Origin of the sequence: Draconibacterium halophilum (assembly GCF_010448835.1) — a bacterium.
Taxonomy (GTDB): domain Bacteria; phylum Bacteroidota; class Bacteroidia; order Bacteroidales; family Prolixibacteraceae; genus Draconibacterium; species Draconibacterium halophilum.
Window position 1 is genome coordinate 4,225,301 of the sequence record NZ_CP048409.1, and the last position, 13,120, is coordinate 4,238,420.

At 38.7% G+C, this 13,120-nt stretch carries 9 protein-coding genes; 4 read left to right on the forward strand and 5 right to left on the reverse strand.

Annotated elements, in window-relative coordinates; genetic code table 11:
• Positions 1 to 15: 15 nt before the first annotated feature.
• Both G0Q07_RS17220 and G0Q07_RS17225 read right to left on the reverse strand, forming a co-directional pair.
• Positions 16 to 348 (reverse strand): PadR family transcriptional regulator, encoded by a 333-nt coding sequence (locus G0Q07_RS17220; RefSeq protein ID WP_163348317.1) that lies wholly within the window; start codon positions 346 to 348, stop codon positions 16 to 18.
• Between the two features lie 53 nt (positions 349 to 401).
• A complete protein-coding gene (locus tag G0Q07_RS17225; RefSeq protein WP_163348318.1) occupies positions 402 to 845 on the reverse strand; it encodes a hypothetical protein in 444 nt (147 codons plus the stop codon).
• 682 nt (positions 846 to 1,527) lie between these two features.
• On the opposite strand from G0Q07_RS17225, the gene G0Q07_RS17230 reads away from it, so the two are divergent.
• Together G0Q07_RS17230 and G0Q07_RS17235 are read left to right on the forward strand one after the other, a co-directional pair.
• On the forward strand, positions 1,528 to 3,564 hold the full coding sequence (locus tag G0Q07_RS17230) for a hybrid sensor histidine kinase/response regulator transcription factor (RefSeq protein ID WP_163348319.1): 2,037 nt from the start codon (positions 1,528 to 1,530) through the stop codon (positions 3,562 to 3,564).
• Positions 3,565 to 3,701: 137 nt separating this feature from the next.
• On the forward strand, positions 3,702 to 4,709 hold the full coding sequence (locus G0Q07_RS17235) for an SMP-30/gluconolactonase/LRE family protein (protein WP_163348320.1): 1,008 nt from the start codon (positions 3,702 to 3,704) through the stop codon (positions 4,707 to 4,709).
• Between the two features lie 233 nt (positions 4,710 to 4,942).
• Here the strand turns inward: G0Q07_RS17235 and G0Q07_RS17240 are convergent, their stop codons facing one another.
• Positions 4,943 to 7,354: an outer membrane beta-barrel family protein gene (locus tag G0Q07_RS17240; protein WP_163348321.1), complete on the reverse strand. Its 2,412-nt coding sequence runs from the start codon at positions 7,352 to 7,354 to the stop codon at positions 4,943 to 4,945.
• A gap of 162 nt (positions 7,355 to 7,516) precedes the next feature.
• Positions 7,517 to 8,380: a LytR/AlgR family response regulator transcription factor gene (locus tag G0Q07_RS17245; protein ID WP_163348322.1), complete on the reverse strand. Its 864-nt coding sequence runs from the start codon at positions 8,378 to 8,380 to the stop codon at positions 7,517 to 7,519.
• A 696-nt stretch (positions 8,381 to 9,076) separates the two neighbouring features.
• On the opposite strand from G0Q07_RS17245, the gene G0Q07_RS17250 reads away from it, so the two are divergent.
• Entirely contained in the window at positions 9,077 to 11,215 is a 2,139-nt protein-coding gene (locus tag G0Q07_RS17250; protein WP_163348323.1) for a P1 family peptidase, read from the forward strand.
• Between the two features lie 2 nt (positions 11,216 to 11,217).
• Positions 11,218 to 12,225, forward strand: a complete 1,008-nt coding sequence (locus tag G0Q07_RS17255; RefSeq protein WP_163348324.1) for a histone deacetylase family protein — start codon at positions 11,218 to 11,220, stop codon at positions 12,223 to 12,225.
• 219 nt (positions 12,226 to 12,444) lie between these two features.
• On the opposite strand, the gene G0Q07_RS17260 is transcribed toward G0Q07_RS17255, so the two are convergent.
• Positions 12,445 to 13,116 carry a response regulator transcription factor gene (locus G0Q07_RS17260; protein WP_163348325.1) on the reverse strand — a complete coding sequence of 224 codons (672 nt, stop codon included), beginning with the start codon at positions 13,114 to 13,116 and terminating at the stop codon, positions 12,445 to 12,447.
• Between the last annotated feature and the right edge of the window lie 4 nt (positions 13,117 to 13,120).

Consider the following 13,120-nt stretch of genomic DNA (forward strand, 5'->3'; position numbering starts at 1 on the left):
TCTGAATTTTAACTATTATGCTCTATTTGTTTTAACCCTGCGAACAGCACTAACCAATTCTCCCCACGATTCTTCCAGCTCGCTTAAAAAATCCCTGCCTTTTTCGGTCAGCTCATAATATTTTCGCGGTGGTCCCTGGTTAGATTCTTCCCAGCGGTACGTTAATAATCCATCATTCTTTAATCGGGTTAGTAATGGGTAAATTGTACCTTCTACTACTATCATATTGGCATCACGCAAACCATTAATAACGTTAATTGCGTACACAGGTTCTGCTTTACAAACCAGCAAGATACAGTATTCTAATACCCCTTTTCTCATTTGCGCTTTTGTGTTTTCTATTTTCATGATTTCTGACTTTTTAATGTTTATAATTTTCTGTTTGACAATTTTATATGGAACTAACGTTTCCATACTTCGTCAGAAGTCATCCAGTCTTCCAATTCCAGCGGTAATTCCGCTTCTACTGCAAACTGAAAAGACCAATGATTAAATGTAGCTTCATCAATCATCCAATCTTCTACTTCCAAAGCTTCTTCCTGTTCTGTTTTAACATATTGTGCGTAGACATCAAAGCTGGCTTCATCTGTCATCCAGTCTTCTAGTCTTAATGCTTCTTCTGTCTCTACATCAAAATTTGATACGTGAACATCAGCCTCGGTTGTTAATGATCTGGATTCGACAGTGTTATCAACCATTGCCAGGGCCATTCCCTTAAAGCTAACAGTTATCGGTAATGATTTTCCTAAATTCTGAGCATTTACACTAAAACCCAGAACTACTAAAATTAAGCTTAATGCTAAAATTTTTGAAGTTGTTTTCTGAACATTGTTTTTTGTTTTCATGACTTATCCTCCTGTTGTTTTATTGTTTTCTGAAAAATCGTTTTGTAACGTTTTTCAATTATATGACGCACAATTTCTCACTGCGTTACACTTTGTATAGTACTTTTTTTAATCTACTTCTATTTTTTACTCGGTTCTATGTTATACATGTTTCCTGTTTTGTGGATGAAACCAAACAAAACAACAAGCGTATATCGCTCGTTATCCGACTATTACACCTTGCCGAATACTATGTTCACCCAAGGCAAATATGTATTTGGGATAACTAAAAATTAACGATGAATGAAGTACCAATAAGGATTTTGTTTCACTAAGATTAAGTGTTTTTAAAGGTATTCGACGGATATCATTCGGAAATATGTTTCAAATATTTGGGCATAAGAAGAAGTCAAATAAAGTTCTTTCTTGCCATCATATAATCCCCTTACAGCAGATTTTTTCGTAAATTGTATGGTAATTAACCACGTGTTGAACCAAAAATCTCAAACCACCCATGAGTTTTCAATCCATAAAGAATGGCATTAGTGCATGGCTGGAGAAACATTTATCTTCACCCGGTGATACATTCGAGGATCTCGCGCTAAAAAAACGGTTCTTTCTTTTTCTTGCTCCTGGCATTCCATTCTTGATATTTATGGCAATTGTATTCTGGAATTTGCACCTATACAAATTTACTGTCGGGATGAGTATTTTTATCCTTTTTGAGTTATTCATCTTGCTACTATTTTTGATAGTGCATCGGAATACAAACATATTTGCACTTATTAACCTCTATTTCTATGTACTGTTCTCGTTTGCTGCCGTGCTTTATTTTGGAGGAATTTTATACTCAGGTGGAGTTGTTTTTATTGGTCTTGCAGGTGCCCTTAATTCCTTAGCTTTTTTAAAGCCCGGTCAAATACGGTATATTTTTATCGTTTATATTTCCACGGTTATTGTTGAGGCATTCTTGCAGCCGTTTCTTACCAAAGTTCCAGAAATTACACCAACCATTAACCATGTTCTTTTTGTACTTCACCTGCTTGTTGTGGCTAAGGTGTTTTACGATCATCTCAATACTTATATCCGGGAAAGTATTCGGGCAAAAAAAATGGAAGCCGAGCAATTAAAAGAGATGGAAAAAATAAAAACCGACTTTTACACCAACATTACCCACGAATTCAAAACCCCGTTGACTGTAATTCTTGGTTTAACCAATCCGGATTCAAAAATTTCAAAAACAAGTTTTTCGAACTATATTCCGATGATTAGACGAAATGCAATGCGGCTTCTTCAATTGGTAAACCAGATGCTCGATCTTTCGAAACTGGAAGCACAAATAATGCAGGTTAATTATATACAAACTGATATTATCTCCTATTTCCGACAGCTTATTGAACCTTTCAGGCATTTGGCAAACGAAAAGGAAATTAACCTACATTTTCAAACCACAGTAAAGGAATTATACATGGATTTTGATCCGGAAAGAATGGATTCTTTAGTTGGGAATCTTTTAATGAACGCTATTAAATATTCTTCCAAGAATTCCCTCATCAGTTTTAACGTTTCGAAACTCAAAGGAGAAGATAAACTGTACAATATAGGTTATTCAATATTCCCACCTAGAAGATACTACCCAGATCGTTTACTAAAACTGGAAATAAAAGATACCGGAATTGGAATTACAAAAGAGGAAATTCCGCTAATCTTTAACCGGTTTTACAGGGTTAGCAGAAACAACCATGAACTCAAAGAAGGTGCAGGAATCGGATTACTTTTAGTGAAAGAAATAGTTAAGTTGCTAAACGGAAACTTGTTTATATGCAGCAAACCCGGGAAAGGAACAGAGATTATTGTTTTATTACCACTCACAAACAAGGCTAATCAAACTGAACCGGGAACAGCCTCTGCGCAAATCATAGCCGGCAACGGTAAACATCCGGAATTCAAATCACCACAGCCAAAAGCAGGAAAAGAACTACCACATTTGCTACTAATTGAAGACAACGATGATGTGGTTACCTACCTGGAAACAGTTACCGCCAATTTTTATAAAATTGAACGAGCTGGAAATGGAATTCAGGGAATTGAAATGGCGCTTAAAAGTGTTCCAGATATTATTATATCCGACATTTTAATGCCTGGCAAAAATGGGTACGAGGTGTGTAATACGTTGAAAAAGAACTTTAGGACTAGCCATGTTCCAATTATTCTTTTAACAGCAAAAAGCGATAAATCATCACAAATTGAGGGGTTTGAAAAAGGGGCTGATGCGTATATTACCAAACCTTTTAATCCGCGCGAACTGTTGCTGCGTTTGCAAAAGCTGATTGAAAACCGCGACAAATTAAAAGCCAAATATAAAACGCTTGCCATTGTATCCGATATTCAGCAGGCAAAAGCGCCCGGGCCCGATGAGCAGTTTCTAATAAAAACGAAACAAGTTCTGGAAAAACGTTTTTCCGATGAAGATTTTAACCCTGTTGAACTGTCGAATCATCTGGGTATGTCACGCTCTCAGTTGTTCCGAAAAATTAAAGCATTAACGGGCTTGTCGGCATCGCATTTTATATGCTTTTACCGGCTATCTGTTGCCCGGGAAAAAATTGAAAAAACCAATTTAAACATCTCGGAAATAGCTTACGAGGTTGGCTTTAAAGATCCTGCCTATTTTTCAAGAGTTTTTACGAGAGAGTTTGGCATGGCACCAAATATTTTTCGTCAAAAACATCACAATTAATCCCTACACTACTGCACCATTCGTAACAAAAAATAAGACCCCGAAATCACTATTATGTGCAAGACTCTGCAACAATGGTGCAAGCTAATTCGCCATAATTCAACTAACTTTTCATTGAAACTCAAAAAACGTACACAATGAAAAGATTAGTATTTTTTATGGTAATGATACTTCTTGTATCGTGCGACAACGAAAACACATTTTCCGATGACGATTTACGCGAAATAGAAAAGTCGGCTGCTGTACAAGCTTTTCCCGATATTATTGAACTCCCCTTTGGATTTCAGCCGGAAGGAATTACAACCGGCCCCAACCACAATTTTTATGTCGGCTCGCTGGTAAGTGGACAAATCTACAAGGGGAACCTGAAAACCGGAGAAGGAAACATTCTTTACGCACCATTAGGAATGGATCAGACAATAGGATTATCGCTTGATTCGAGAACAGGCTATTTGTATGCAGCCAAAGGATTATTAGGAACAGGTGCGGTTTATGATTCAAAAACCGGCAACCTTATCGCTTCTATTCCTCTCGCAGCACCTTTTAATTCAATGATCAACGATGTGGTGGTTACAAGAAAGGCTGCCTATTTTACCAGTTCGCTTGAGCCGGTGCTTTATAAAGTTCCTCTTTTAAATAATGGAAACTTACCCGAAACTGTTGAAGTAATTGCTTTGCCCTTAGCCGGCGATTTCAGTATGGAACCACATCCAATGATTCCACAGCTGGGTGCTTTTGCCAACGGAATTGATGCAACACCAAACGGCAAACATTTGATTCTTGCTAATACGGGCCGCGGCGAACTATATCATGTAAATCCGTTAACCGGAGAATCTTCACTGATTGATTTGGGCGGAGTATTACTTCCTTTTGCCGATGGAATGCTACTTGACGGAGAAATGCTTTACGTGGTGCAGAATATGATGAACCAGGTAGCTGTAATAATGTTGAATGACGACTTCGTATCCGGAGCGCTGGTTGGCACCATAAACGATGTTGATTTTGGCGTACCAACTACTATTGCCGAATTTGGTGCCCGCCTTTACCTGGTAAATGCTCATTTTGATGTGGCACCACCAACCGGAAGTTTTCCTGATGTTGAATTTGAAGTTGTTAGTGTTCCAAAATATGAGGAAGATAATTAGAAGGCTTTAGGGATTTACATGAAAAAAATAATTCAATTAATAAAATTGAAACCTCTCTTATTTAACCCAGGATCATGTAATTATTGAAAATGTAAAAACCAAAAAAGGCCGTCAAATTTGACGACCTTTTTTGAGGTGCTCCCGTAGCAGATGGAAGATACAACCACATTTGCAAAATATTAGCAGTTATAATACATTTTGAAGCTTGAGAAGAATCCTATTGATCTTTTTGCTCAAAACCCCTTTTTCGGAACAACTTTAATTTCTTCCTTTACTCGCTGAATTTTATTCACTTTTTTCCCCGAATCAAATCGGTAGCTCAGTTTCAGCCATAGTGGAAATCCATTTGTCCTGATATTTCCTTGCCAGTTACTTTCGAAATTGCTGCCCGAAATATCAGTTGCCTGATAGGTTACCGAATTTTTAAAAGGGACAGCACTGGTAATACCAATTTTAATTTTGTCATTTATATTTTTTTCAACAGAAACAAAGTAGAGCGCATCGTTATAGGTTTTGTTTTGAAAGTATTGCAAACCCATATCATATTGAAGCTGAAACGAAGCCGACCACCCGTTTGTAAAAGATATCAGTGTTGAAAGACCGGATTGCAGCGCAATGTTTTCTGAATCCACTTCAGGCGCCAATCCATTTGTTTTGCTGCGAATATTAAAAACTTGCAAATATGGATTTACCGTTATCCTCTTATGCAGTTTCAGCGAACCCTTCACCTGTAATCCGTATTGAAAAATGTCGCCCATATTTTGGTATTGCGAAATAAATATTGCTTCGTCATTGATGTAGCTGAAGGGTTGAATTGAATTATTGAATTGCTGCAGAAACACTCTTGCCGAGACGAAGTTACCCCGAAATGCCGATGAAAAATCTGTTGCCCAATAGTGCGAAACCTCAGGCGTTAATGCCGGATTCCCCACATTTAATTTTAGTGGATCACTTCGGCTTTCAGTTGGGTTCAATTCATACAAGCCCGGTCGGTTCAACGATTTTCGATAGATTACCTTCAGTTGGTTGGCAGAGTTAATTTTCCAGTTGAACAAAAAATGTGGCAACACATCAAATTCATCGTTCTGAAATCCGTCTTTGAGCGATGAAACCGACTTTTCAGCCCGCAACCCAAGCTGCACTTCGAAAACAGATTTAGAAAAAAGCAATTCGCCATAAGCCGCCCAGATATTCTCCTTAAATCGGAAATTATGATTTGCATTATCTTTTAAAACTGAACAGGAGGTTTTTATTCCTGAGTTTAATTGCCAATTCTCAGCAAAAGGGTGTGTATAATCAAGTTTCAGAATACCCCTTGTTTCATTGGGCTGACTGGTGTATTTTAAGTTGCCCGGAGAAGTACTAGAAGAACTATCGGATAAAAAGTTTATGGAATTATTGGCCTGCAGGTTATAATAACTGATGTCCGTTGTTATTTCCTGTTTGTTCACAAAAATATGCTTGTAGTATAGCGATGCAAACGACTGAAAATTTTTATCATCGTCGTTTTTTGTAACTGACCAACTTTTATTAGACTCATTTTCATGTTGTCTGTCAAGATGTATCTGCCCGTCCTGCTCCCATGAGTATGGATTAAGAAATCCATAAAAATTGAATTGGTTGCTTTTGTCGGGTATGAAATCACTTCCGAAATGAAACTTATGCGACCAGTTTTTCTGCCGGACATTTTCCAAAACAGCTATGGTTGTGTTTTCTACTTCCGATTGAATTTTCCGCTTTTCAGTATTTTCTATATCAAAATAACTAATTTCTCCGTTGTACGAAGTATAAAAATTAAATTTCTCTCGTCCGTAATTCAAACTGTAACTGGGGAAAAGATACATTGTTTCGGCAGAAGTCGGCACTTCAATATATGCATGTCCGCTTAATCCCGTTTCCTTTTCCTCCAGCACAATATTGATAACACCAGTTACGGCGGCATCGTATTTTGAACCGGGAGCCGAAATCACTTCAATTTTGTCAATTTTTGATGCCTCCAGGCGACGTAAATAATCGATATCACGCTCTATTCCATTTACACGTAAAATGAGTTTGCTGCTTCCTTCCAGTGAAATGTTCTGCATAAAATCGGTTTGAATACCCGGGATGTGTTTTAAAACGTCGCCCCCAGAAAATGAAGCGTCTTTCAGTTTTTTATTCATGAAATAAGTTGTCGTATTGCCATCAGATTTAGCTTTCAATCTTTCTCCAACAATTGTCAACGATTCCATTTTTACCGTTTTCTCATTCAATAAAATCTCATCAGTGCAGATTTTCGTCTTTTCATTTAAATTCACATTTACGGTTTTGGCGTTAAATCCGATGTGCGAAATTTCGAGAAAATATTTACCCTTTTCGTTTGCACTAATTTGAAAATTTCCCTGGGCATTACTGATGGTACCTGAAACCAGTGATGAATCAGGTAAACGATGCAACGCAAGCGTGGCAAACGGAACCACTTCTCCATTGTTTTTTGATTGCAAGGCTCCTTCAATTGTAAATGTCGGCTGAGCAAAAACAGAAAAAGTTATCATGCTTAAAATAAACAGCAGAAGCAATTTTTTCAAATTTATGCAGCCATCCAAATTGGCCTTGTTTTTTGTGATAGTCTTTTCTTTTAAATCGAAAATTCTTGTAAATTCCATAAGGTTGTTTTTTTGTGATTGCAATTGTTTTGCTCACAAAAAGAAGCAACAGAATTATACGAACCAAGCAATTAGTATACACAGCAAAGATTTGTTACGAATGGTGTTTCGGAGCTTTTTATCTTGTGATGAATGGTAGTTTTCTGTTACGAATGACAACCTTTAGTTTTGGATTTTCTTCAGGTTTTCATCAAAAGATTTGGTGTTCTGGCGTGATACCGGTACTTCAAATTCTGTGTTATTGAGTGTTAAATGATAACCTGAAGAATTCCCCTTTTTATTTGCCACTTTTTTTAGGTTGACTATAAACGCCCGGTGCGTTCTATGAAATTCAGGAAAATCGGAAAGCTGTCGTTCTACTTCACTCATCGAATTGCGTATCATTTCTTGTTTTATTTTGCCGTTTACCAGCAGCTGAAATACCACATAATTCCCGTCAGATTCAGCATAAATCAATTGTGAAGGATAAAACGTTAGTTCCTCCTTTTTAAGTTTCGAGCGGATTTGAATTTTATTTTCAAGTGGCATTTTCTGAGAAGAGTCTTCTATTACCGAAATTCTGGTTATAAAAAGCGACTGATAGTTAATGGCAGTAAAAAAGGCAAATGGAATAATTCCGGTAAAAAAGCCATATTTAAATGAATCAAAAAAAGTAGCCAGGTTCCAACGATCAGAGGGAGGTTCGAGCAAAAATGCCAGCAGATATATCACGATCCCGATTATAAGCATAATCAGTACAATAAAAACCATCTCTTTCAAAAGATTCCATACGTTTTTACTGGAAAACCACTTGATAGTTTTAAATAACCTGATAGCTATGTAAGCTGCTAGTCCTGCGCTCAAACAATACACAGCCATAGTTTGTATGTATGGTAAATTGCTGACTCCCTGATTGCTAACAGGTTTGTATATCATTAACATTACAAAACAAAAAAAGGCCAAAACCAATGCACCTGCTATCGGCTTTTTAATCAGGTAATTCTGCGGATAATCTTTTAACCAAATCTTGTCAATTATGCTGACCATCTTTTCAGTTGAAATAGAATAAATGTTTTAACGAATGTAGAAAAATTAACCCTTCTAAACAATCTGTTTAGTACAGGCCGAAAGTTTAAATCAAACATGGAATATCTTAATGGGTTCATCCTATTTAAAATTAACGGGTGTTCCCCATTTCCAAGTGTTTTTAACTTGTTACAAATATTGCAAATTGTTGCTTCATGACAAATATTTTATAATCGAACTCGGGTTAATAAGAAGAGATAGAAATAGATGTAAGAAAGTGTAGAAAAACAAAAAAGCATCTGAATAAAAGATTCTAAGCGCTCTTTTAAGATGCTCCCCTAGCAGCTTGAAGTTGCAACTTAATCTGTGAAATTTTTGTGTAAATTCCCCCTTCCTTTGCTGATATTTGACAATAGGTTCGACTCTGGATCAGGAAAGTTTAGGTTCGAGCTCCATAAGGACAAATACAAAATTATGATTTATGAGATTTTTATTTTTTGTTTTTTGTGTGCCAGCCTTCACAACAGGTTATAAATTCAGTTTGGTCTACTTTTAAATCATCCCTTTTAATGATTTCCCTTACAGTTTACTGTAGCTACATACGATAATCCGGCTCTAATCATCTGATCTCTAATAAAAATTGTTATATTATAAGGATATTGACAAGAAACCCCATTTATCAATTTTTTTTGGAAATTAAAACAAAAATGCCGCTTTATGAGAATTACAATCGCCTATAATCTTCGAACCGATACAACCGAAGCCACAGCCGAACTTCTCTCAGAAGAGGATATTAACCGGATATCGAGTGCAATCACCAGTCTGCAGCATACGGTTACTGTTATTGAAGTTTCGGGCAAACCCAATGCTGTTTTGGAACGTTTGATAGAAAGTGAACCCGATCTCATTTTTAACCTTGCCGAGGGAACAATTGGTAGTTCGCGTGAAGCATTTTATCCCGGGCTGTATGAACAAATGGGAATCCCGTTTACCGGCGGGAATGCATCGCTGTTGCACCTCAACCTCGATAAACATCTTGCAAAAACAGTTTTGGCCTCGCGGGGAGTGAAAGTTCCACAGGGTGTTTTAATTACAGACAAAGAGCGGATTCTTCCTGATAATTTAAATTATCCGTTAATTATCAAGCCCAATTCTGAAGGTTCAAGCAAAGGAATTTCGCAGGACTCGGTAGTTGAAACACCAGAACAGGCCTTAGACAGAATCAATAAACTTCTGAGCCACTACCCTGCCGGATTGGTTGTAGAAGAATTTATCGGAGGTCGCGAACTCAGTGTCCCTTTTATTGAAAGTTTCCCTGGCAAGCTGCTCGATATTGTTGAGCATACTTTTGACCTGGGAAAAGTTGGCGGCAAATACAACATTTACGATTACGATATGAAACAAGGTGGCGAGGCAGCTAAAGCGGTTAGTGTTATTTGTCCGGCACGAATAAGCAGTAACGAGGAAAAAGCTGTGATTAAACTGGCCCGCGACGTATTCGATATTATGTCATGTCCCGATGTTGGACGTGTGGATATCCGGCTGCACACAAACGGGCAACCCTATTTTATTGAGCTGAATCCACTACCCAGTTTGCACCCTGCGGCTTCGTTAATGACAGCTGCAAAATCACGGGGACTTGAATTTCGTGATGTGATGCGTTTAATTATCCGGTCGGCTGCCCGTCGTTACGAAATTCCTGTCCGTTCAGCAAAACAACTCAAAAAAGAAGAATATATTTCTGAACTTCCACGACCAACTGCCCGCGAGCTGGGGATCACAATTGGCAGAATGCCTCCGGGAGTTCAAAATGCCATAACCGATGTAAAAGGAGTTCGCGTGGGGCATTTGTCGCGTATTGAAGACAATGTTCAAATTCCCGGAGAAATTGAAACGAGTAGCATACGAACTGGCGTTACGGCTATTCTGCCAGCCGGACAAACTTATGCAAACAGACTGGCTGCAGGAGGTTTTATTCTGAATGGAGTGGGCGAAATGGCCGGACTTACCCAGGTAATTGAAACCGGCTGGCTCGAAAGCCCGATTCTGCTCACCAATTCCCATTCTGTTGGCCGGGTGCACGCCGGGGTTATCAGTCAAATGCTAAAAAAATACCCACAACTCGGAACCAAAACAGATGTTGTGCTTCCGGTTGTTGGCGAGGCCGACGACTCTTTTCTGAATGATGTAAGGATTGGCAACTGTTCTTCGCGGGATGTTGTTAAGGCGATTGAATCAGCCTCATCGGGAGCTGTAACACAGGGGTCGGTGGGTGCCGGAACGGGTATGACGACATTCGATTTTGCAGGAGGCGTAGGAACTTCTTCTCGTATTCTGAATTTGAATGAAAAAGAACCATTCACAGTGGGCGTACTTGTTTTATCCAACTTCGGAAAAATGAGAAACCTGACCATTGATGGCGGTGTGATCGGCCGCCAGCTAGATAAAGAATATCCAACGGAAGGCCGTCGGGAGGTTTCGGAAGGATCAATTATTGTTGTTGTGGCTACCGACATTCCGCTTATCAGCAGCCAGCTGAACAGAGTTGCCAAACGCGCCGCCCTGGGTGTTGGACGCACCGGATCTTATGCTGCTGCAACCAGCGGCGAAATTATTATTGCTTTTAGCACCGGAAACCGGAAACCCCGGCAATCATCATCCAATAGCAAATTCATCACCCTGAAAAGTATTTCGGATGCTCATATAAATTCGGTTTATGAAGCAACAATAGAGGCTACCGAAGAAGCAATTATCAATTCAATATTTTGTTCGAACGGAATGAGTGGGCGTGAGCAAAGATGGTGTCCGCCGTTTCCGCACGCACGTGTTATCGAAATCTTAAATAAAGGAAACTAATCATGCTGGTAATTGAAAAATATAACGACAGTCTTCACAACCCCTACTGGAAATATCAACTCGGGCCGGAAGCCTATGAAGTAAAAGACACGCCTCACCGCGTTGAAGTCATAAAAATAGCACTTCGTAACGATGAAAGGTTTCATTTTGTTACTGCCAAAACCTTTCCTGAAAGAATAATTTCGCAGATACATCCTTACCATGATTATATTTTGAAAACAGCCCAATCGTTAAAAGAGGAAGAAGAATTTTACCCGGATCTTTTCCCGGGAGAAGGTGCACATCTTCTAAAAAAAGTAGATGCTCCGCTTTGGGGCGGTTTATGGTGTACCGATGCAGTTACTCCAATTAAAAAGAAAACGTATGAAGTTGCCCGTGCCTCAGTAGAAACAGCTTTAACAGGTGCTGAACTGATTCGCAACGGAAAAGAAAAAACAGTGTATGCACTATGTCGTCCGTCCGGACATCATGCCGGCCCCCGGGTTTTTGGAGGCTATTGTTATTTCAATAATGCGGCCACAGCCGCTGAGTTTTTACTTCAAAAAGGAAAAGTGGCGATTGTTGATATCGATTATCATCATGGAAACGGCACTCAAGAATTTTTCGACGAGATAAAATCAGTTTTCACATTTTCAATTCACGGAAATCCGGAATTTGAATATCCTTATTTCTGGGGATATTCAGAAGAAAAAGGGAAAGGTCAGGCGGTTGGCACTAACCATAATGAACCCTTGCCGGCTGGAACACAATTAAAAGAATATAGCGAAGCCGTAGCAAGAATATTGAAAAAGATACAAGCATTCAATCCATCCTACCTGATCATTTCGGCCGGGTTTGATACACACGAAGCTGATCCCATCGGAAGTTTTAAATTACGCACGGAAGATTATCTGTCAATCGGGAAACAATTCAAGTCGCTTGATATACCTACATTGGTTTGTCAGGAAGGAGGATATAACACAAACGTGCTTGGCGAGTGTGCAAAAAACTTTCTTTTGGGGATAATGTAAACCGGTACAAGTCCTTCTCAACGTCAGCAAGGTTTTCATCGCACTAAAATTAATTGATTTTTAAGGTGTTAGATGGAACTCATCCTGATAATTCGGAAACTCGTTTCAAAAATTTGGACAAAAAAAAAGAGGTCGAAAATGACCTCTTGTCTACTCTGGCTCCCCTAACAGTTGAAAGTTGCAACCTAATTCATGAAAGTTTGGTGTGAATAATTTATTTCACAAATTTATAACCAACCCCCGAACACTAATAATATGATTTGGTTCCGAAGGATTTGCTTCTAGTTTTTTTCGTAAATCAAGAATAAAATTATCGACGGTACGTGTTGTGGGCATAGCGTCATAACCCCAAACATTATTTAAAAGATCGTGCCGATGGATTGCTTCTCCTTCGTGCTCGACCATGTATTTCAGAATTTGGAATTCTTTGCTAGACAAGCTCACTTCTGTTTTACCAACAAATGCCTGAAATTTCTTAAAATCAAGATGTACATTTCCAAAGTTGGCCTCGTTGAATGATTTTGTTGTATTTGTTCTGCGCAACACCGCTCTAACCCGTGCAAGTAATTCTGGTATACTAAAAGGTTTGGTAATGTAGTCATCAGCGCCAATGTCAAGTCCTGAAACCTTGTCCATCTCTGAGCCCCGGGCAGTAATCATTATCACAGGTAAATCCGGGTTCTCTTTTTTCAACCTTTTACAAATTTCGTATCCATTTATTCCAGGCAACATAATATCCAGCAATAACAAGTCGGGATTTCTTTCAAGTGCACATTGCAAACCATTTTTACCGTTAGTTTCAGAAAAAACGGTGTAGCCTTCATATTCCAGGTTGTCCTTTAGTCCCCTCAGTATGCTTATGTCATCTTCTATAATTAGAATTGTTTCCACTCTG

What these genes read in the sequence shown, in the direction of transcription:
- G0Q07_RS17220 (WP_163348317.1), bottom strand. Translation starts at nt 348, where the DNA reads ATGAAAATAGAAAACACAAAAGCGCAAATGAGAAAAGGGGTATTAGAA.
- G0Q07_RS17225 (WP_163348318.1), bottom strand. Translation starts at nt 845, where the DNA reads ATGAAAACAAAAAACAATGTTCAGAAAACAACTTCAAAAATTTTAGCA.
- G0Q07_RS17230 (WP_163348319.1), top strand. Translation starts at nt 1,528, where the DNA reads ATGAGTATTTTTATCCTTTTTGAGTTATTCATCTTGCTACTATTTTTG.
- G0Q07_RS17235 (WP_163348320.1), top strand. Translation starts at nt 3,702, where the DNA reads ATGAAAAGATTAGTATTTTTTATGGTAATGATACTTCTTGTATCGTGC.
- G0Q07_RS17240 (WP_163348321.1), bottom strand. Translation starts at nt 7,354, where the DNA reads ATGGAATTTACAAGAATTTTCGATTTAAAAGAAAAGACTATCACAAAA.
- G0Q07_RS17245 (WP_163348322.1), bottom strand. Translation starts at nt 8,380, where the DNA reads ATGGTCAGCATAATTGACAAGATTTGGTTAAAAGATTATCCGCAGAAT.
- G0Q07_RS17250 (WP_163348323.1), top strand. Translation starts at nt 9,077, where the DNA reads ATGAGAATTACAATCGCCTATAATCTTCGAACCGATACAACCGAAGCC.
- G0Q07_RS17255 (WP_163348324.1), top strand. Translation starts at nt 11,218, where the DNA reads ATGCTGGTAATTGAAAAATATAACGACAGTCTTCACAACCCCTACTGG.